General features: G+C 66.1%; 14 protein-coding genes. 9 read left to right on the top strand and 5 right to left on the bottom strand.

Annotated features, from left to right (window positions below; translation table 11 throughout):
- Window positions 1-7: 7 nt before the first annotated feature.
- Entirely contained in the window at window positions 8-1,186 is a 1,179-nt protein-coding gene (locus GQB03_RS10915) for a patatin-like phospholipase family protein (protein ID WP_159688782.1), read from the top strand.
- A gap of 246 nt (window positions 1,187-1,432) precedes the next feature.
- Here GQB03_RS10915 and GQB03_RS10910 read toward each other — a convergent pair whose 3' ends face one another.
- Window positions 1,433-1,639, bottom strand: a complete 207-nt coding sequence (locus GQB03_RS10910; RefSeq protein ID WP_159688779.1) for a hypothetical protein — start codon at window positions 1,637-1,639, stop codon at window positions 1,433-1,435.
- Here GQB03_RS10910 and GQB03_RS10905 point away from each other — a divergent pair.
- Window positions 1,638-5,096 carry a pyruvate carboxylase gene (locus tag GQB03_RS10905; protein WP_159688777.1) on the top strand — a complete coding sequence of 1,153 codons (3,459 nt, stop codon included), beginning with the start codon at window positions 1,638-1,640 and terminating at the stop codon, window positions 5,094-5,096. The two genes, GQB03_RS10910 and GQB03_RS10905, sit on opposite strands and share 2 nt — an antisense overlap.
- A 10-nt stretch (window positions 5,097-5,106) precedes the next feature.
- On the opposite strand, the gene GQB03_RS10900 is transcribed toward GQB03_RS10905, so the two are convergent.
- Window positions 5,107-6,093 (bottom strand): toll/interleukin-1 receptor domain-containing protein, encoded by a 987-nt coding sequence (locus GQB03_RS10900; protein ID WP_159688774.1) that lies wholly within the window; start codon window positions 6,091-6,093, stop codon window positions 5,107-5,109.
- Between the two features lie 97 nt (window positions 6,094-6,190).
- Window positions 6,191-7,846, bottom strand: a complete 1,656-nt coding sequence (locus tag GQB03_RS10895) for a methyl-accepting chemotaxis protein (protein ID WP_159688772.1) — start codon at window positions 7,844-7,846, stop codon at window positions 6,191-6,193.
- 205 nt (window positions 7,847-8,051) lie between these two features.
- On the opposite strand from GQB03_RS10895, the gene GQB03_RS10890 reads away from it, so the two are divergent.
- The 3 genes from GQB03_RS10890 to GQB03_RS10880 are packed head-to-tail and all read left to right on the top strand — an operon-like array spanning window position 8,052 to window position 9,563.
- On the top strand, window positions 8,052-8,507 hold the full coding sequence (locus tag GQB03_RS10890) for a VOC family protein (RefSeq protein WP_200832182.1): 456 nt from the start codon (window positions 8,052-8,054) through the stop codon (window positions 8,505-8,507).
- 33 nt (window positions 8,508-8,540) lie between these two features.
- The gene (locus GQB03_RS10885) at window positions 8,541-8,786 is read left to right on the top strand and encodes an MbcA/ParS/Xre antitoxin family protein (RefSeq protein WP_159688769.1); all 246 of its coding nucleotides are present in this window, start codon (window positions 8,541-8,543) and stop codon (window positions 8,784-8,786) included.
- Window positions 8,787-8,825: 39 nt separating this feature from the next.
- Window positions 8,826-9,563, top strand: a complete 738-nt coding sequence (locus GQB03_RS10880) for an SDR family oxidoreductase (RefSeq protein WP_159688766.1) — start codon at window positions 8,826-8,828, stop codon at window positions 9,561-9,563.
- Between the two features lie 118 nt (window positions 9,564-9,681).
- Here the strand turns inward: GQB03_RS10880 and GQB03_RS10875 are convergent, their stop codons facing one another.
- Both GQB03_RS10875 and norR read right to left on the bottom strand, forming a co-directional pair.
- Window positions 9,682-14,763, bottom strand: a complete 5,082-nt coding sequence (locus GQB03_RS10875) for a PAS domain S-box protein (RefSeq protein ID WP_159688764.1) — start codon at window positions 14,761-14,763, stop codon at window positions 9,682-9,684.
- Between the two features lie 490 nt (window positions 14,764-15,253).
- Window positions 15,254-16,795: a nitric oxide reductase transcriptional regulator NorR gene (gene norR / locus GQB03_RS10870; protein ID WP_159688762.1), complete on the bottom strand. Its 1,542-nt coding sequence runs from the start codon at window positions 16,793-16,795 to the stop codon at window positions 15,254-15,256.
- 154 nt (window positions 16,796-16,949) lie between these two features.
- On the opposite strand from norR, the gene GQB03_RS10865 reads away from it, so the two are divergent.
- The 4 genes from GQB03_RS10865 to GQB03_RS10850 all read left to right on the top strand — a co-directional run bounded on the left by GQB03_RS10865 (window position 16,950) and on the right by GQB03_RS10850 (window position 20,121).
- Entirely contained in the window at window positions 16,950-17,891 is a 942-nt protein-coding gene (locus GQB03_RS10865) for a multicopper oxidase domain-containing protein (RefSeq protein ID WP_159688759.1), read from the top strand.
- A 37-nt stretch (window positions 17,892-17,928) separates the two neighbouring features.
- Window positions 17,929-18,621 (top strand): c-type cytochrome, encoded by a 693-nt coding sequence (locus GQB03_RS10860; protein ID WP_159688756.1) that lies wholly within the window; start codon window positions 17,929-17,931, stop codon window positions 18,619-18,621.
- Window positions 18,618-18,965 (top strand): c-type cytochrome, encoded by a 348-nt coding sequence (locus tag GQB03_RS10855; RefSeq protein ID WP_159688753.1) that lies wholly within the window; start codon window positions 18,618-18,620, stop codon window positions 18,963-18,965. Before GQB03_RS10860 ends, GQB03_RS10855 begins: the two co-directional genes overlap by 4 nt.
- 94 nt (window positions 18,966-19,059) lie before the next feature.
- A complete protein-coding gene (locus tag GQB03_RS10850; protein ID WP_159688750.1) occupies window positions 19,060-20,121 on the top strand; it encodes a multicopper oxidase domain-containing protein in 1,062 nt (353 codons plus the stop codon).
- The last annotated feature ends 3 nt before the right edge of the window (window positions 20,122-20,124 follow it).

The raw sequence follows: 20,124 nt of genomic DNA, 5'->3' as shown, positions 1-20,124 counted from the left end.
GACAGCCATGCACCAGGCCCTGATCGACCGCATGCAACAAAAAGCGCCAAAGAAGATCCTGTCCTGCGACGGCGGCGGCATCCGCGGGCTGATCAGCGTCGAGATCCTCGCGAAGCTGGAAGCCGAGCTGCGCGCCGTTCGCAAGGATGACGAGCTGGTGCTGGCTGACTTCTTCGATTTTGTCTGCGGCACCAGCACCGGCGCGCTGATCGCGGCGTGCATCTCGGCGGGCATGTCGATGGACCAGATCCGGACCTTCTACGTCGGCAGCGGCAAGGAGATGTTCGACAAGGCCTCGATCCTTCGCCGCCTGCGTTACCGCTACGACAAGGAGCCGCTGGCGGAGAAGATCCGCAGCGAGCTCGACCTGGCCCTCAAGCACCACGCGACGGGCAACGAGCCCAATGCCACGCTCGGCAGCGCGAGCCTGCGCACCCTGCTGATGATGGTGATGCGCAACCACAGCACCGACTCGCCCTGGCCGGTCAGCAACAACCCCTTCGCCAAATACAACCAACTGCACCGCAAGGACTGCAACCTGCGTCTGCCGCTGTGGCAGCTGCTGCGCGCGAGCACCGCGGCACCGACCTATTTCCCGCCCGAGGTGGTGGTGTTCGCCGAGGGCACGTCCGACGAATACCGCTTCATCTTCGTCGACGGCGGCGTGACCACCTACAACAACGCCGCCTTCCTGGCCTTCCAGATGGCGACCGCCGCGCCCTACGCGATCAACTGGCCGACCGGCGAAAAGGAGATGCTGATCGTCTCGGTCGGCACCGGCAGTGCGGCCCATGTGCTGCCGGGCCTCGACACCGGCGATCTGAACCTGCTCCACTACGCCACCACCCTGCCCGGCGCGCTCATGAACGCTGCCAGCGCCGGCTGGGACATGGCCTGCCGCACGCTCGGCGCCTGCCGCTTCGGCGGCTCGCTCGATCGCGAGTTCGGCGACATGGTGATGGTGACGGGAAAGCCGAACAGCACCTGCCCGAAGCTTTTCAGCTATGTGCGCTACGACCCCGAACTCACCCATACCGGGCTCGCGGCGCTGGATCTCCCACACCTCGACCCCGAACAAGTTCGGCGGCTCGACGCCACCGATGGCATCGCCGACCTGCAGGCCATCGGGAAAGCCTACGCCGAACGTGCGGTGCACCGCGATCACATTGGCGCGTTTGCAATGTAGCGCTCATCTGCACAGGTATCGGCAGATGAGCGGGTGATCGGGCAGGATCAGCGATATCGAGCGCTGTGGAACAAGCGTGCCGATGCGGTGTCCGGAACACCGTACCGGGACGGTTCGCCGCCCAAATCGAGTGCGCAGGCGGCGTTCATGCTGCAGTGTGTGCATCAATTGATCCATGTCGGGTCGGGACGTTCCGGCTCCCGGGATTTGCCTCGCCACAGAAAATCGGTCAAAAATCTCGAGTTTTCAAAACTTTGCCGACATTAAGCAAGAGATCGGGCGCCGATATCGAGCCGTGGTGCCGGCATGGTCCGGAACATGCTTGCCATTGCCCTTGGCCCGCACGGTGAACCAGTCCGGCGGATCCTTGCCGGCAATCAGCAAAGCCGGGCAGCACGGGGGTTCCGGCAATGCTGCCGGTTCCGGATGGAAGCACACAGGAAGAAGGCTCATGAAAGCAATCAACAGCATCCTCGTTGCCAACCGCTCCGAAATCGCGATCCGCGTTTTCCGGGCTGCCTCGGAGATGAAGATCCGCACCGTCGGCATCTTTTCGCGCGAGGACCGGCTGGCGCTGCACCGCTTCAAGGCGGACGAAGCCTATCTGGTGGGCGAGGGCAAGAAACCGGTCGGCGCCTATCTCGACATCGCCGACATCATCCGCATCGCCCGGGAAGCCGAGGTCGATGCGATTCACCCGGGCTACGGCCTGCTGTCCGAGAACCCGGATTTCGCCCAGGCCTGTGCCGACGCAGGCATCCTCTTCATCGGGCCGACCGCCGAGGTGATGCGCAGCCTCGGCAACAAGGTCTCGGCCCGCACGCTGGCGGAATCCGCCGGGGTGCCGGTGGTGCCGGCCACCGGCCCGCTGCCCCACGACATCGACGGTGCCCGCGCGGCCGCGGCGGCGGTGGGTTACCCGATGATGCTCAAGGCCAGCTGGGGCGGCGGTGGGCGCGGCATGCGGGTGGTGGAATCCGAGGAAGAGCTCGCGCCGGCCATGGAGAGCGCCCGCCGGGAAGCGCTGGCGGCCTTCGGCAACGATGAGGTCTACCTTGAGAAGCTGGTCAGGCGGGCCCGCCACGTCGAAGTGCAGGTCCTCGCCGACCAGCACGGCGGTGCGGTGCACCTGTTCGAACGCGACTGTTCGGTGCAGCGCCGCAACCAGAAGGTGGTGGAGCGCGCGCCGGCGCCCTACCTCGACGAGGCGACCCGCAGCGAACTCTGCGAGGCGGCCCTGCGCCTCGCCCGCGCCGCAAACTACACCCACGCGGGTACGGTCGAGTTCCTGATGGACGTGGATACCGGCGCCTTCTACTTCATCGAGGTCAATCCGCGCATCCAGGTCGAGCACACGGTGACCGAGGAAGTGACCGGCATCGATATCGTCAAGGCGCAGATCCGCATCACCGAAGGCGCCCGTATCGGCTCGCCGGAAAGCATGGTGCCGTTGCAGGAGGCGATCCGCCTCAACGGCCACGCCCTGCAGTGCCGGGTCACCACCGAGGACCCCGAAAACGGCTTCGCGCCGGACTACGGCCGCATCACCGCCTACCGCAGCGCGGCCGGCCTGGGCGTGCGCCTCGACGGCGGCACCGCCTACTCCGGCGCGGTGATCACGCCCTACTACGACTCGCTGCTGGTCAAGGTCACCACCTGGGGCAACACCGCGCCCGAGGCGGCCAGCCGCATGGATCGCGCGCTGCGCGAATTCCGCATCCGCGGGGTGTCCTCCAACCTCGCTTTCCTCGAGAACGTGATCGCCCACCCGGCCTTCGTCTCGGGCGCCTGCACCACGCGCTTCATCGACGAGACGCCGGAGTTGTTCGAGTTCTCCGAGCGCCGCGACCGTGCCACCCGGCTGCTCGATTTCCTCGGCGAAGTCACCGTCAACGGCAACCCCGAGATGAAGGGACGCCGCCGTCCGGAGGTCACCCCGCCGCCCGCCCGCCTGCCAAGCTGCGACCTCAGCGCACCGCCGCCGGCGGGCAGCCGCGACCGTCTCAAGCGCGTCGGCCCGAGGGCCTTCGCCGAGTGGATGCGCGAACAGCCTGGCGTGCTGCTCACCGATACCTCGATGCGCGACGCCCACCAGTCGCTGTTCGCCACCCGCATGCGCAGCCGCGACATGCTGGCGGTGGCGCCGCACTATGCGCGCCTGGGCAGCGGCCTGTTCTCGCTCGAGTGCTGGGGTGGCGCCACCTTCGACGTGGCGCTGCGCTTCCTCAAGGAAGATCCCTGGGCACGGCTCGCCGGGCTGCGCCGGGCAATCCCCAACGTGTTGCTGCAGATGCTGCTGCGCTCCTCCAACGCGGTGGGCTACACCAGCTACCCGGACAACGTGGTGCGCCGCTTCGTGCACCAGGCGGCAGCCGGGCCGGACGGTGAGGGCGGCATCGACCTGTTCCGCGTCTTCGATTCGCTCAACTGGGTGGACAACATGCGCGTGGCGATGGATGCCGTGCTCGAAACCGACGCGCTGTGCGAGGCGGCGCTGTGCTACACCGGCGACCTCACCAACGCGGCCCGGCCCAAATACGACCTCAAGTACTACGTCAACATGGCGAAGGAACTCGAGCGCGCCGGTGCGCACATCATCGCCATCAAGGACATGGCCGGCGTCTGCCACCCGCGCGCGGTGCGCATGCTGGTCAAGGCGCTGCGCGACGAGGTCGGCCTGCCGCTGCACTTCCACACCCACGACACCAGCGGCATCGCCGCCGCCAGCGTACTCGCCGCGGTGGAAGCCGGCGTCGATGCGGTGGACGGCGCGCTCGACGCGCTGAGCGGCTTCACCTCGCAGCCCAACCTCGGCTCCATCGTCGCCGCACTGTCCGGCAGCGAGCGGGCCGCGCAGGTCGAGGTCACCGACCTGCAGGCGCTGTCGCGCTACTGGGAGGGGGTGCGTCGCTACTACACCGCTTTCGAGCCGGAGCTGCGTTCCGGCAGTTCCGACGTCTACCACCACGAGATGCCGGGCGGGCAGTTCACCAACCTGCGCGAACAGGCCCGCTCGGTCGGCATCGAGCACCGCTGGGCCGAGGTCTGCGACGCCTATGCCGCGGTAAACATGCTGTTCGGCGACATCGTCAAGGTCACGCCGACCTCCAAGGTGGTCGGCGACATGGCGCTGTTCATGGTCACCAACGATCTCACCCCGGCCGACGTCGCCGACCCGCAGCGCGAGATCGCCTTCCCCGAATCGGTGGTGCAGATGTTCCGCGGCGAACTCGGTTTTCCGCCGGACGGCTTCCCGCAGGCGCTGCAGCAGAAAGTGCTCGGCGGCCAGCCGCCGCTGTCCGGCCGTGCCGGCGATTCAATGCCCCCCGCCGACTTCGACGAGATGCGCGGCGAGGCCGAAGGCAAGGTCGGCCGCAGCCTCAGCGACGCCGACCTGGCATCGTGGATGATGTACCCGAAGGTCTTCCAGGATTACGCGGCCCACGCGGCGCGCTATGGCGACGTCTCGATGCTGCCCACGCCGGCCTTCTTCAACGGCCTGGCCGACGGCGAAGAACTGGTGGTATCGATCGAGCGCGGCAAGAGCCTGGTGATCAGGCTGCTCGGCCGCGGCGAGAGCGAGGACGGCCACGCAAAGCTGTTCTTCGAGCTCAACGGCCAGCCACGGGTGATCAAGGTGGCGCGCGGCGGCGCGGCCAGGGCGGACGCACGACCGCTCGCCGAGGAGGGCAACCCGGACCACGTCGGCGCGCCGATGCCGGGCATGGTCAGCAGCATCGCTGCAAGGGTGGGTCAGACGGTGCATCGCGGCGACACCCTGATGACGCTCGAGGCGATGAAGATGGAGTTGGCGATCCGCGCCGAGCGTGACGGTGTCGTCAAGGCGGTGCACGTGAGCCCCGGCACGCCGATCAACGCCAAGGAGCTGCTCATGGAGTTTGCCGCCTGAGTGCGGCCCGCTATTTCTCGCGGAAGCCGGATAGGCCCATCAGCACCAGCATCAGCGAGGCGACCAGCATGCCGAGGTAGAAAATGATGGTCGCCTCGTATTCCTCGCACACCGGCTTGAACAGCATGAATGCGCTGAAGGTGCCGATCGCGCCGGTCCACGCCGCCGCCCGGAAATAGCGGCGGCGGCTGGCCTCGATCTCGCGAGCGAACACGAACAGCAGCGCGCTGGCGGGCACCACGACCAGGAAGATCAACCCCGACCAAGCCTTGCTGAGCGGCGCGAACCATTGCGCCGGCGGGTGGAGGCAGCGGCCCTCGTCGGCCACGCCGAGCGGCTTTTCCACGCTCTCGAAGAGCTGGCCGAAACGCCATTCCGGCACGCCGCCGGCGCCGGAAAGCGGGCTGCTCGCCGCCAGCAGGTTGTCGATCACCACCGACAGGGTGAGCGCCATGGCAAGGAACAGCGCCAGCGACACCAGCAGGTTCACCCGCTGCAGCTGCCGCGCGGTGGCCGAGGGAATGTCGAGCGCAATGATCCTGGCCAGCCGGGTGACGTCTTCGCGCCAGCGGCCGTCGCTGATCGAGATCGCGTTGAAACGGGTCAGCGCCCTGAGCGACTCGGGCAATTCATCGGCACGCGGCATCGGCGTGCCCTCGACCAGCACCGGATAGACCGGCACGGCGGCTTCGAGCGCGGCGGCGACCTCGCGGGCGACCCAGTCGTCGGCCTCGTCGAGGCGCCGCCGGCCAGCGCCGTCGCGCGCATCGAGCCAGTCCGGGCCGATCAGCACCACCACCGCGTCGGCACTGCCGAGGGTATGGCGGATGACCTCGCCGAAATCCGCTCCGCCGGCAATGCTCTCGACATCGCGGAACACGCGCTTGTCACCGAAGTAGGCCGCCAGCGAATCGGCCAGCCGGCCAGCGGCCCACTGGGTGTCGCCGCGTCGATAGCTGATGAAGATGCGCTGCATCTTCCCGCGCGGGGTCGGCATGCGGGTCTCCTGGACGCTGAAGACCCGACCATAACGCCATTTTCCGGCCGGATGTGATTTCTCGCGGCCGGCGCGCCGCCAGCGCGGCGACCAGGTGCTAGATCTTGAACCCGTCAAAGCGCGCCTGGCTCGCGCGTGCCATCTGCGCCAGCCGGTCGACCGTCGCACGTGCGCCCTGCAGTGCGGCATCGGTTTCCTGTACCCGGGCGGTGATCTCTTCCGTGCTCTGGGCCATCGACGCGGTGGCACTGCGCTGTTCGTTGATCGACAGGGCAACCTCCGCCATGCGCTCGATGACGGTACCGACCTGGGTACCGATTTCGTTGATCTTCTTGGTGGCGTCCTTGGTCAGCAAGACACTGCTCTGCACGGTGTCGCTGGTCTGCTCCATGAAGCCGACCGCGCGCTGCGTCTCCTGGCGCATGCCGCCGAGCATGTCCGAGATCTCGAGGGTCGCGCTGCCGGTCCGTTCGGCCAGCTTGCGCACTTCGTCGGCCACCACCGCAAAGCCGCGACCCTGCTCGCCTGCACGAGCGGCCTCGATCGCAGCGTTGAGGGCCAGCAGATTGGTCTGGTCGGCAATCTCGCGGATCGCGCCGACGATGCCATTGATGTCGCCCGAACGCTTGTCGAGCCCAGTGAGCACACCGGCAAGCTCGCTCACGCGGGTCGCCGACTGCGAGGCCTCTTCCGCTATGCGCCCGACCTCGCCTGCCGCGGCGTGGGTAAGCTCGCCGGTCTTGCGGGCCATGCCTTCCGCGTCGCTGCTGTTATCGGAAATGTGTGCCACGCTGACGGTGATCTGCTCGATGCTGGCCGCATTGGCGGTGGAGATGTCGGCGAGCGACTCCGATCGCGCAGCGATCTGGCGCATCGCCTGCTCGAGATCGCCAAAACCCTTGGCGAGCGTTTCGGAGTCGCCGCGCAGGGCGCGGAACATCGTCCCGAGGCTCGCCTGCAGCCGGTTGAAGCTGCCAGCCATCTGGCCCACCTCGTCGCGTGAATCCTCGGGCAAGCGGGCCGTGAGATCCCCACCGCCGGCGGCAATCGCTTCGAGCTGGGCTTTCAGCCGGGCAATCGGCCTGACCACCATGCCGGGCAGCAGGAGTGCCACCGCGAGCGCAATCACGATACCGACCGCTGCACTCACCTGGCCAATCAGGCTGTCCCGGTGGATCGTGGCCGCCGCTTCGGCCTCGGCAGCCTCGGCGCCTTTCTCGACGATCTCGGTGAGCAGGTTGATCTGCTCGCGCATGTCCTTGAAGGATGCCTCGACCTCGCCGAAACCCAATGCACGCGCCTGCACGCGCGCAGCTTCGTCGCCCTGGGCCAGCAGTTTGCCGAGGCGATCGCCCGCCGCCTCCCAGGTCCTGCGATGTTCGCGGTAGCGCGCAAGGACGTCCGCCGAGGCGGCCGCGATGGCCGGCGTTTCGGCCGCAATCCGTGCGAACTTGTCGATCCGCGTCGCCGACTGCTCGCGGTTCTCGGCGATCTCCTTGACGAATACGGCGGTGCGGGCGGGGTCATCCGGGAAGGCCAGCCAGCTTCGCTCGGCCAACGCCACCTGGTAAAGATCGCGGTCGGCTTCGAGCAACAGGGAAATACCACTGAGGTAACGCGATCCAAGATCCCGGGCGATGTCCTCGCTGGTACTTACGCTACGCATGCCACCTGCCACGAGAAGCAGGATCACCGCGCTCATGAGAATGAGGGGTGCAATCAGCTTCACGCGCAGTGAGAGGTTCTTGAACATGTCGTCTCCATTGGATCAAGTGCGTCGACTTCGGCCGCGGGTGGGCGGCGTGAAGGCTCTTATCGGGTGCCCTCGCCGCACCCTTGAGCCGCGCGGCGATCCACCCGACGACCGGTCGCTTTCGTGCGCGGCGCGCCACGGGTAAAGTGCGTCACCATGGCCACCGCCGGTCGGCCCTTCGATGGATCTTCGCAAGGAGCGCGAAATGAACGCCGTCCCGGCCATTCCAGATGGCATGCACTCGGTCACCCCGCACCTGGTCTGTCGCGACGCGGCGCAGGCCATCGACTTCTATGTCCGGGCCTTCGGTGCGCTCGAACTGATACGCCTGCCGGGACCGGACGGAAAGCTCATGCACGCGCAGCTCAAGCTCGGCGACAGCCAGCTGATGCTGGTCGACGAGTGCCCGGAATGGGGCATCCTCGGGCCAGCCTCGCTCAAGGGCACACCGGTGACCCTGCACCTTTATGTGGAGGACGTGGACGCCGCGGTATCGAGGGCGCTCGCGGCCGGCGCCCGCCTGGTGATGCCGGTCGAGGACATGTTCTGGGGAGACCGTTATGGCATCGTCGAGGATCCGTTCGGGCATCGCTGGTCGATCGCCACCCACGTTCGTGACGTGAGCCCCGACGCGCTCCGGGCAGCGGCGGCGGCGCCCTGAGCCGAGGCGACCGCCCGCGCCGGAAGAGCCACGATGAGCACACGCAAGCCGATACCGATCCTGCCGCAGAAAGGCGGCGACGATGACGATGCCATCGACGCGCTGATCGATCGGCTGAGCTGCCTCGCCAGGGAGGTGTTCCGCCGCGAAGACAAGGCCGCGCGCTGGCTGCGGCGGCCGCTGCGCGAACTCGGCGGCATCTCGCCGCTCGAGATGATGGAAACACCTGCCGGCGCGCGGCAGGTCGAAGCACTGCTGCGACAGTACGCCGACGAGTGAGCGCGCGCCCGATGAAATCCGACACCACGGAGCCGAACAATGATCAAAGCCATCCTGACAGGACATACCCGGGGCCTCGGCGCGGCGCTTGCCGGCGAACTGCTTGACCGGAAGATTCCGCTGCTCGGCCTCGCCCGCCGGACCGACACCGGACTCCCAGAGCGGTTTCCCGGCCTGATCGAACAGGTCGCTCTCGACCTCGCCGACAGCGCGGCGCTGGGCAACTGGCTCGCGGGCGATCGACTCGCCGCCTTTGCGGCGGGGGCCGACGAGCTCCTGCTCATCAATAATGCGGGGGTGCTCGCGCCGATGGGCGCGCTCGACCGGCAGGACCCCGCCGCAGTCGCGCGGGCGGTGTGTCTCAATGTCGCCGCCCCGCTGATGATCAGCAGCGCACTCGCTGGCCTGCACCGTGGCGGGCTGAGAATCGTGCACATTTCGAGCGGTGCCGCCCGCAACGCCTACCCCGGCTGGAGCGTCTATTGCGCCACCAAGGCGGCGCTCGACCACCACGCCCGCGCGGTGACGCTGGACGGCGACGCCAGACTCAGGATCTGCAGCCTCGCGCCTGGCGTCATCGACACGGACATGCAGGCCGAGATCCGCGAAACGCCGGTCGGCATCTTTCCGATGCAGGATCGATTCGTCGCGCTCAAGCAGGACGGGCAGCTGGCCAGTCCGCGCGACGTCGCCTCGCGGCTGGTGCGCTACCTGCTGGGAAAGGATTTCGGCGCGGAGCCGGTGGCTGATCTGCGCAGCCTGCCGGAAGCCGGCTGAGCGCAAGGCGCAGTGCTGCGGGCCGGCCGCGCGGCGACCTGACCACCCCGGCGGACGGCCTCGTCGCGACACGATGCGCCCTCATTGCCCGTGAGCAAGGGGCGCCAAGCGATGCCGCTCACTGCAAAGGTTGCTGCGCATCGGCCTTCGAACCTTCGACGGCCACGTCGTCGCCCGTCTGACCGGCGCGCCCCAACCTGGCATCAACCGCTTGAACAACCGCCTGGCAGTTCGTTTCGAACTGCGGGAGCAGTGCTTCTGCGGCCTGCGCATCCCCCGCCCCGCCGGCGCGTTCAAGTCGATCGCACAATTCCCCGAGCTGCATCGCACCGGCGGCGCGCGCGGCGGACTTGAGGGAATGGGCAAACTGGCCGATGGCCACAAGGTCCTGTCTGTCCCGCGCCTGCAGAAGTGCCATCCGCCGCTCCTCGAGGCTCGCCAGGAAATGCCTCAACAGACGGTCGTGGGTGGCCGGCTTGTTGCCCACCAGTCTCGTCAGCGCGTTCGGATCGAACAGCGCAAGTTCGCCGATTTCCTTGTCGGGCGTCGGTGTTTCGCTTTCGGCGGCGCCGGCCGTTCCTGATGCTCCGGTCGTGGGCTGCCATTGATTGAGCACCGACTTCAGACGGGCCAGTTCGATGGGCTTCGACAGATAGGCGTCCATGCCCACCTCGAGGCAATGCGCCTCCTCGCCTTTCATGGCATTGGCCGTCAGGGCAATGATCGGCGTGCGGTCCAGATCGCGCCGATGTTCGGTTTCGCGAATCAGGGCGGCCAGCTCGTAGCCGTCCCTGGTCGGCATGTGCAGATCCGTCAACACGAGATCGTAGTGCGCATCGCCCCACATCCGGAATGCCCGCTCGCCGTCGATCGCCAGATCGGCATGATGACCGAGTATTTCCAGCTGGCGTGCAATGACATCGCGATTGATTTCGTTGTCTTCGGCGACCAGGATGTTGAGCCGCGCCCCGACCCGGGAGTCGATCGGCGGTGCGTCCTCTTCCTCGGGCACGATCGCCACGCGTCCAACCGCGGCCGCTGTCGCTTCGAGGAAACGGCGGCGGGTCAGCGCCTCGCGGTCGATCTGGACAACGTTTTCCGAGAGGCGCCTGACCTTCCTGCGCCTGCCGCGTTCCGCGCTCAGATAACTCACTTCGACGAAGTGCACATCGACGTCCGGATGCTTCTCCAACAGCTTGTCGATGGTCTCCCGCGCGGAATGGCGGCCGGGATCCTCCATGACGACGATGCAGACGGGCGTCCCCGGAGCGAAGGCGCCGACGAAGTCTTCCCAGGCACGCTCGAGGTTCGCGAAAGCATGCATCCGGGCGCCGGCATGCACCAGATAGCGCGTGTAGTCATCCGCGTAGCGTGCATCATCGGCGACGACCACGCATTCCACCCCGCTCAGGTCGTGGGGCGAATCCGGATTCGGACACGCGCTGGCCAGGTTGAAAGGCAGCCGGACCGTGAAGCTCGCACCGCGTCCAGGCTCGCTCCGTACCGTGATCTCGCCGCCCATCAGGGCGGTCAGGTCCTGCGAGATCGACAGTCCGAGGCCGGTACCGCCGAACTTGCGGGTCGTCGTGCCGTCGGCCTGCTCGAAGGGCTGGAAGAGACGGGCAACGGTCTCTGCGTCCATCCCGATGCCATTGTCGGCAATCGTGAATGCGACCCAGACACGTCCGTCGCCGCATCGCTCCGGCTCGGCCCGCAGATGGACACGGCCGATGCGCTCCATGCCGCCCGAGAACTTGACCGCGTTGCCGGTCAGGTTGGTCAGGATCTGCCTCAGCCTCAGTCCGTCGCCGATCACGCGCAGCGGCAGCTCGGGTTCGAAGAACATCGTCAGATCGACCTGCCTGTCCATGGCGAGACGGTCGATCAGGCCGACCACGATCTCGAGCTCCGCCTCCAGCGACATCTCCTGTTCCGCCAGATTCAGCTTGCCGGCCTCGATCTTCGAGAAATCGAGGATGTCATCGATGATTCCGAGCAGGGATCGCGCCGAGCGTCGAATCGTCTCGACCATCTTGCGCTCGTCGCCGGGCAAGGCGCTGCGTGACAGGATCTCCAGCATCCCGATCACGCCGTTCATCGGGGTACGGATCTCGTGACTCATGTTGGCCAGGAAGGCGCTCTTGGCCTGGCTGGCCGCTTCGGCCGTTCGCTTGGCCTGCAGCAATTCCGTTTCGGAACGCTTGCGGTGAGTGATGTCGGTGAGCACGCCCTCGACGAAGACGATCTCGCCGGCCGCGTTGGAGACCGCGTGGCTTGTCTGGTAGATGGTGCGCAGTCGGCCATCGGGGTGGGTGAAGCGCATCTCGGCGCGAATCAGGTCGACCTTGCCGTCGAGCAGATCCTGGATTGCCCCGACCGTTTCGTCCAGATCCTCCTCGACCCACCGGATCGCACGATCCCAGGGCTGGCCGAGGATCCTGTCCTTTGAGAGCCCGAAGATCGCCTCGAAACCGTTGCTCACGTAGGTGACGACGTTGCCGGGGGTGAAGCTGAAGACGAGGAATTCGTCGCCCATGTCCTCCACCAGTCGCTGGAACTTGATCTGTGCCTCGGACAACTGCGCTGACCGCTCCGCCACGACCTGCTCCAGGTGATCACGGTAGCGGGCCAGTTCCTCGTCCTTTCGTCTGGCGTCGGTGACGTCGTCGTAGATGCCCAGCACCCCGATGATCTCGCCGCGCTGGTCCCTGAGCGGCACCTTTGAAGTCCGCAGCCAGATGATCTCGCCGTCCGGCGTGGTCTGGTGCTCTTCGTAATTGATCCGCGGAACACCCGACTCGAGCACCTTCAGGTCATCCGCGCGGTACAGCTCGGCTTCGCTCGCCCAGCCCATCCGGTAATCATCCTTCCCGATCAGCTCGCCGGGGTGATCCAGTCCGGCATCCCTGGCAAAGGCGGGATTGCAGCCGAGGTAGTTCAGCGCACGGTCCTTCCAGAAGATGCGCATCGGTACGTGATCGATCACGGCCTGCAGCAGATTGCCGGCATCGTTCAGCGCGATCTCGGCCTGAACCTGGGCGGTCACGTCCTGTACGGTGCCGACCGAGCGCAGCGGTGCGCCGGTCTCGTCGAAGTCGGTATGGCACTCTTCGTGGACATGCTTGATGCGCCCGTCGGCCATGCGCAGGCGGTGGCGGATGCTGTAGGGCTGCCGGGTTCGCAGCGATTCGGTATAGGCGCTGTTGACCGCTTCGCGATCATCCGGATGGATCGCGTCGAGGAACGCGGCATAGCTTGCGCCGAAGCGGACCGGATCGATCTCGAAGATGCGATAGATTTCATCCGACCAGTGCAGCACGCCGCTCGGGACATCGAGGTCCCAGCTGCCCACCCTGGCGATGCGCTGCGCCGCCTTCAGGTCCTGTTCGCTCTTGCGCAGACGCGCTTCGATGCGCTTGTGCTCGGAAATGTCGGTCGAGATACCGCACAGCGCATAGATACTGCCGTCCTCCGCGCGCAGCGGTAACTTGACCGACCAGTAGGTGAAGGTCAAACCCGTCGCCGTGACCGTATTGGTCTCTTCCGTGCGGAGCGTCATCCCATCCACCAGGACCTTGTGGTCGTTGCGCCGGATGGTGGCGGCGGTCTGCGCATCGAAGAATCTCTCGTCTCCGTGACCGATGATGTCTTCCATCTCGACCTGCCAGAGCCTGCGCACGGCGGCATTGGCAAACAGATAGTTCCCGTTTGCATCCTTCAGGTAGATCGCGGCCTCCACGCCATCGAGAATCGTGCGCAGCTCTTCCTTGCTGCGCCGCAACGCATTCTCGGTCTGCTTGCGCTCGCTGACGTCGCGGACCACGACATGGAGAACGGGCCGTCCCTGCAGCGACATCTCGGAGAGCGTCACCTCGGCATCGAAATCACTGCCATCCCGGCGACGATGGACCCATTCGAATCGATGCAGGCCCTTTTCATGGGCGAGCTTGATCATGCGCTCGGCCTGGTCGAACGAGCTTTCTCCATCGGGCTGGCGTTCGGGCGAGATGTCCGCGAGGTGCATCTGCTCGAAGGCCGTCTTGTCGGGAAAGCCGAGCATCTCGACCGCGGCCTGGTTGCATTCGACGACTCGATGCCCTTCCATGATCCACACCGGATCCGGCGAGGAGTCGAAGAGGGTATGGAAACGCGCCTCGGAATCGATCAGGCGGACCTTCTGCTCCTCGATCTGGCGGAACAGCCGCTTCACCGCCCAGACGAAGAAGAGCAGCAGCAAGGCCGCCACGGACAGCGTCACCAGCGCCTGCACGGCAGTGCGACGTTCGATGAGATCGACGTTGTCGGTAACGTCGTAATACACCAGCAGGGTACCGACCTCCTCGCCACCGGCTACCTGCAGCGGATCGGCCTGAAGCTGGATGATCCGCCCGGCCGACGCGGTACGGACATAATCGGAGTGCCCGGCAGGTCGGGAAATCGCGCCTTTCAGAACCGCCAGGTCGAGTTTGGGATCGCGGTAAACCAGCACATGACGCGGCAGGGACTCCCAGTCGGCCGGCCGCCCCATCAGCCGCATGCCGGCCTCCCAGCGGACCCGGTCGATCTTCTCCTTGTCGAGAAGGACGGCATACATGTAGCGACGCTCGTCCGACATGTGCAGCATCGCCAGCAGCGGCCCGATCTCCTTTCCCAGTTCGACGTAGCCAACCCGGCGCCCGGCGTCGAAGACCGGCTGGACGACCCGCAGTGTCAGCAGGCCGGCGCTCCCCATTTCCAGCCCCCAGGCCGCCTTGCCCGTGCGCTCGGCTTCTAGCAGCGTAAGACGGTCGATGCGGTCACCGCGCTGGTCCGGCAGATGCAGGCGCAGCAGGGCGGTACGGTCCAGGCCGATGAAGTAGAAGTGGGTGACCTGATGATCGGCACACAACTGTCTGAACACGCCCACCCATTCAGCCTGAAGGCGCGTGACATCCCGCTGCGCGAGCGCCTTCCGGAGTCCGCTCTGAACACCGATCACCTGCAGCGCCTGCAGCATCCCGTCCGCCTCGCGCGCCAGCGCATGGTCCAGATCCATGTGCAACTCGCTGGACCAGGTGCTCGCCTGGGCGTCGAGGGCGGCCTGTTCCAGTTGCCAGCCATGCCGGATCACCATTCCGGATCCGAGCAGGATCACCGCCGCAATCAGCAGGGTCATGCGGGTCAGGAAACGACGTTTGAGGTTTTGCTCGTCAGACTGCATTCGATCTCTTTGTGGGGACAAATATCGCGGCGTGCCTTGCTTGAGATCGAAGCGCACCGGTGCTTCCCCCTTCTCCCTGCCGCTCGCCGTTCCGGCTCATCCCACACGGCAAGGAACTCTGGGGCTTCGACGGAAGTACCACGTCAAGACGGCGGAAAACTTGACCGCTTTTGAAGCTCGCCTGCGGCACATTTTCACGCTATCGCCAATCCACCCGGCGCGGCGCATCGGGATCGGCCGACGGCCCGAGTGCGGAATGCGCGCAACTTCACGGTTTGCGGGCCGCGATCGCGCAATCCACGGCATCGTCCACCGACCTTGGTGGCGGGCACTTCGGGCTGCCGGGCCCGTTCGGCAAGCCGTCAGCCTCGACCGAGCCCTGAACCGCCCCCACGTCCGGCGGGGGCGGACAGGCTCGAACCACGCCGCGCAACCGGTCCGGTCCGCGCCCTACCTGCAGGCATTCGCCCGAGCCTCCGCGGCTCCGCGCTCAGCCCAGATTGAGCTTGCGCAGCAACCGGTGAAAATTGCCGCGATCGATGCCCAATGAGCGGGCGGCGGCAGCCTTGTTTCCGTCGTGGTGCTTGAGGCGGCCGAGAATGATCCTGCGCCGGCAGTGATCGATGATCTCGTCCAACGGCCGCAAGGTCTGGTCCGTCGTTTCGGCGACCGCCACGACCTCGTCCGGCAGCGGCGACACCTCCGTGCCCAGATGCTGGATGCCAAGCTCGATCACACGCTCGCGGGACGGTGCCGCGGCGAGTGCGCGGATCATGGCGCGTGACAGCGTATGCTCGAGTTCGCGCACGTTGCCCGGCCAGTCGTAGTGTGTCAGCCACTGACGGGCGCGGCGACTCAGGCGCACACCGTTCAGGCCAAGGCGTCGCTGGTTTCGCTCGATGAAATAACCGGCCAGCAGCAGCACATCGTCACCACGCTCGCGCAATGGCGGCACCATCAGCGGATAGACACTGAGTCGGTGATAGAGGTCGGCACGGAAGCGTCCCGCGACCACTTCGGTCTTCAGGTCGCGGTTAGTCGCAGCGATCACGCGAACGTCCACGCGATGGTGCCGATCGCTGCCGATGCGCTGGATCTCGCCGTTCTGCAAGGCCCGCAGCAGCTTGGGCTGCACCGTCAGCGGCAGCTCGCCCACCTCGTCGAGGAACAGCGTGCCTTCGTGCGCCAGTTCGAATTTGCCGATGCGGTCGTCCGAAGCGCCGGAGAAGGCGCCACGCTGGTGACCGAACAGCTCGCTTTCGGCAATCGATTCGGGCAACGCTGCGCAGTTGAGATAGACCATCGGCTCCTGGCCGCGTGTCGAGAGGCGATGAATCATTCGCGCGACCAGTTCCTTGCCGACGCCGGTCTCGCCCAGGATCAGGGTCGGCAGGTCGGATGGCGCGACGGTCTGCGCTTCGCGCGTGAGCTGGGCGATGGCCGGGCTCCGGCCGATCAGCTCGTCGACCATGCCGTCGTGCGGGCTGGCGCGCTGAATGCGGTGATGACGCTCGAGTCGCTCCTCCAGACGCACGATCCAGTCGGCGGCCCGCACCGTGGCGGCGGCCACGGCGACGAAGGCGCAAAACACGTCCGGATCGATGGCGTCGAAGCTGCCCGGCGTCATCGCGTCGAGAGTGACGACGCCCCACGGCTGGCCGTCGATGTATAGCGAAGCGCCCATGCAGTCGTGCACGTAGAGATGCTCGCCCGCCTTGTCGACCAGACCGTCGTAGGGGTCGGGCAGGGCTGAATCGGCCGGAAAACGTACCGGCTCGGCACTGTGCGCAATCTGTGCCAGCCGGGGCTGATCGCGGATGACGAAGCGCCGGCCCATGGTATCGGGGCTGAGCCCGCGCACCGCGCGCGGCACCAGTTGGTCGCCGTCACGTTGGAGCAGGGCGATGGCATCGCACGGAAAGCTGTTGAAGAAGGCTTCGAGCAGACGCGCATAGCGCTGCTCCCGAGGCATCGCCTTGGACAGATCGGCTACCGCGCCGGCCAGGTTGAGAAAGGTGGCGTGCGTTGTCATCACGACATCGTTAGCGTCATTTAGACAACAACGCATCTGTTGTCACATCGACACAACTAAAAAATAAACATATGAAATATATAGAAAAATATTCTGGCCCGAATGTTGATATGGGTCAAGCGGCACTTTAGCCCCAACCCTCGGAGAGACCAACATGAAACACCGTACCTTGAGCACCGCATTGCTGCTCGGCACGGCCCTGCTCAGCGCGAACGTGCTGGCGGCCACCCGCAAGATCGAGATTCCGGTGCGCGAACTCGAGCTGCCCATCGACAACGCCGGCACCACCGCCCCGATGTGGACCTACGGCGGCACCATTCCCGGCCCGCTGGTGCGGGTCAAGGAAGGCGACGTGGTCGATTTCACCCTGATCAACGAAGCCGGTAACAAGAACAGTCACTCGATGGACTTCCATGCCGGACGCCTCGACGTGCTGACCGACTTCGAGGCAATCAAGCCGGGACAGAAGAAGCAGTTCTCGTTCAAGGCCGAGTACCCCGGCGTGTGGATCTACCACTGCGGCGCCGACTCGATGGCCGAACACATCTCGCGCGGCATGTACGGCGTGGTGATCGTCGATCCGAAGGCCGGCTACAGCGACAACTACCCCAAGCCGGACCGCGAGTACGTACTGGTACATGGCGATCTGTTCGAGACCGGCGCCTCGGCCGAGGAGCGCACGGCGGGCGAGAAATGGAAGGGCGTGCTGGTCAACGGCAAGGTCTTCCACTACGACCCGGTGCATGACGCCAACGCCAGCATCGCGCTCGAATCCAAGCCCGGCGAGCGCGTCCGCATCTACTTCGTGAACGCCATGATCAACGAGTGGGCGGCCTTCCATCCGATCGCCGGCATCTGGGACCGGGTCTGGGACAACGGCAATCCGCAGAATGTGCTGCACGGCATGCAGACCATGTCGGTGCCGCCGGCCCATGCGGTGGTGCTTGACCTGATCAGCCCGGCTGACCGGCCGACCAACAACGCGCTGGTCGATCACAGCATGAAGCATGCGCTCAAGGGCGGCATCACCGTGCTGATGAACAGCAAGGACGCCGACCCCGGGAAGGGCCACGGCGATCAGTTGATCCTGCGTTGAGCCGCGGATCTACCGGACCATGACGAAAGGAATTCCCGTGAAACTACGACTGACTCTCGGTGCCGCCGCCGTGCTGGCGCTCGGCGTGCCGCTGGCCGCGCACGCCGATGTGGCCGGCGAGGTGAAGCAGCAGTGCGGCAGTTGCCATGCGCTCGACCATGACTATGCCAAGGCCCCCACGCACGAACGGGCCGAACGCAAGGCCCCGCCGCTCGACTACGCCGGCAACAAGTTCCGGCGCGAATGGCTGTTCAGCTGGCTGCAGAACCCGGTGCGCCTGCGCCCGGCCGGCGCCTTCCCGCCGGCACACGCCAAACCCTCTGCGGACGGCGACGTGGTGGATACCGCCACCCTGGCCAAGCACCCGGTGCTCGACGCAGCGCAGGCAGGCAAGGTGGCCGACTACCTGATGACGCTGACGCCCTTCGACACGCTGATCAAGGCCGAAACCTATCAACCCGGCACCATCGCCCAGCGCATGGGGCAGATGAACTTCGGCAAGTTCAAGGGCTGCGACGGCTGCCACCAGGACGCTCCCGACAAGGGCGGCGTGTCGGGGCCGGAGCTGTACACCGCCTGGCAGCGTCTGCAGCCGGCGTTCATCAGCGCCTACATCGCCCAGCCCGCGGCCTGGGACCCGCACACCATGATGCCGGTGGGTGACGCCAACACCGCCGCGGTGCACAAGCTGGCGAACTATCTCAAGCTCATCGGGGAGAAACAGCCATGAAGACCCTGCTACTCGCGGCGACCCTGTCGCTCGTCAGCGCCGCCGCGCTGGCCGCAGCCGATTCGGGCAAGCAGCTCTATGCGGTGTACTGCACCCAGTGCCACGGCGTGGCGGGCAACGGCAAGGGCATCAACGCCGCCCAGATGGCCGTCCAGCCGCGCGACCACACCGACACCAAGGAGATGTCCGCGCGCACCGACGAGGAGCTGTTCAAGGTGATCCAGCACGGCGGCAAGTCGATCAACAAGTCGGTGCTGATGCCGGCCTGGGGCGGCAATCTGAAGGACGACGAGATCCACGCCCTGGTCGGTTACCTGCGCGAACTGTGCTGTCAGAAAAACTGAGCGGCGGCAGGGGATGCCCCGCGCCGATGCCGGCCGGGCGGATGCCATTTCCGACTGCCCGCCCGGCCGTTTCCCAACGCAACGGAGTACCACCATGATGAACAAACACGCCTTGCTGGCCCTGTGCCTGGCGCTTGGCCTGAGCGCCAGCGCGCAGGCCGAACTACGCAAGTTCGAGATGACCATCGAAGAGGTCGACCTGCAGGTCGCGCCGAACCTGGCGGTCAAGGTCTGGGCCTACAACGGCCAGGTTCCCGGCCCGCTGATCCACGTGAAGGAGGGCGATCAGGTCGAGGTGCTGCTGCACAACAACACCACCCTCAGCCACACCATCCACTGGCACGGGGTCTACCAGACCAACAGCTGGAAGTCCGACGGCGTGCCCGACGTGACGCAGGAGGCCATCGAGCCGGGCGACAGCTACACCTACCGCTTCATCGCCGACAAGCCGGGCAGCCTGTGGTACCACTGCCATGTGAACGTGGCCGAGCATGTCGCCCTGCGCGGCATGTGGGGGCCGCTGATCGTCGACCCGAAGAACCCGACCCCGCTCGAGAAGACCGTGACCAAGGATGCGGTGCTGATGTTCTCCGGCTGGAACTCGGAGGTGGCGCAGGAGTATGGCAAGGGCGGCCATCCGCGGGAGGTGGACGATTACTTCTCGATCAACGGCAAGTCCTTCCCCGACACCCAGCCGATCCGCGTCAAGAAGGGCGACGTGTTGCGCTTGCGCCTGTTCGCGCCCACCACGCCGACGGCCTTCCACCTGCACGGCCACGATGCACTGGTGACCCACAAGGACGGTCTGCCGCTCGAAAAACCGTATCCGGTGGATGTGCTGCCGATGATGCCGGGCGAGCGTTACGACCTGATCGTGAAGATGAACAACCCGGGCATCTGGATGACCCACGACCACATCGAGCACCACACCGCCAACGCCGGCAAGGACCACACCGGCTCGATGCTGGTGGTCGAATACGAGGACGTCGAGAAGCCGGACTTCTACATGTGGAAGGACAAGCAGTACGACCCGGACTTCTACTGGATCGAATCGATGAAGAAACCCTACGGCCTGCATGAAAACCCGGCCTTCAAGGGCTTCGATCCCAGCCAGCCGCCAGCGAAGGCCAGCGCGACGATGCATCACGGCACATGATGC

Source organism: Cognatazoarcus halotolerans, from assembly GCF_009800965.1.
Classification (GTDB): domain Bacteria; phylum Pseudomonadota; class Gammaproteobacteria; order Burkholderiales; family Rhodocyclaceae; genus Cognatazoarcus; species Cognatazoarcus halotolerans.
This window is presented reverse-complemented; position numbering and strand designations above follow the sequence as displayed.

Coding starts and splice junctions, on each gene's coding strand:
- GQB03_RS10915 (WP_159688782.1), top strand. CDS start 8: ATGCACCAGGCCCTGATCGACCGCATGCAACAAAAAGCGCCAAAGAAG.
- GQB03_RS10905 (WP_159688777.1), top strand. CDS start 1,638: ATGAAAGCAATCAACAGCATCCTCGTTGCCAACCGCTCCGAAATCGCG.
- GQB03_RS10865 (WP_159688759.1), top strand. CDS start 16,950: ATGAAACACCGTACCTTGAGCACCGCATTGCTGCTCGGCACGGCCCTG.
- GQB03_RS10880 (WP_159688766.1), top strand. CDS start 8,826: ATGATCAAAGCCATCCTGACAGGACATACCCGGGGCCTCGGCGCGGCG.
- norR (WP_159688762.1), bottom strand. CDS start 16,795: ATGACAACGCACGCCACCTTTCTCAACCTGGCCGGCGCGGTAGCCGAT.
- GQB03_RS10895 (WP_159688772.1), bottom strand. CDS start 7,846: ATGTTCAAGAACCTCTCACTGCGCGTGAAGCTGATTGCACCCCTCATT.
- GQB03_RS10875 (WP_159688764.1), bottom strand. CDS start 14,763: ATGCAGTCTGACGAGCAAAACCTCAAACGTCGTTTCCTGACCCGCATG.
- GQB03_RS10910 (WP_159688779.1), bottom strand. CDS start 1,639: ATGAGCCTTCTTCCTGTGTGCTTCCATCCGGAACCGGCAGCATTGCCG.
- GQB03_RS10850 (WP_159688750.1), top strand. CDS start 19,060: ATGATGAACAAACACGCCTTGCTGGCCCTGTGCCTGGCGCTTGGCCTG.
- GQB03_RS10885 (WP_159688769.1), top strand. CDS start 8,541: ATGAGCACACGCAAGCCGATACCGATCCTGCCGCAGAAAGGCGGCGAC.
- GQB03_RS10890 (WP_200832182.1), top strand. CDS start 8,052: ATGAACGCCGTCCCGGCCATTCCAGATGGCATGCACTCGGTCACCCCG.
- GQB03_RS10900 (WP_159688774.1), bottom strand. CDS start 6,093: ATGCCGACCCCGCGCGGGAAGATGCAGCGCATCTTCATCAGCTATCGA.
- GQB03_RS10855 (WP_159688753.1), top strand. CDS start 18,618: ATGAAGACCCTGCTACTCGCGGCGACCCTGTCGCTCGTCAGCGCCGCC.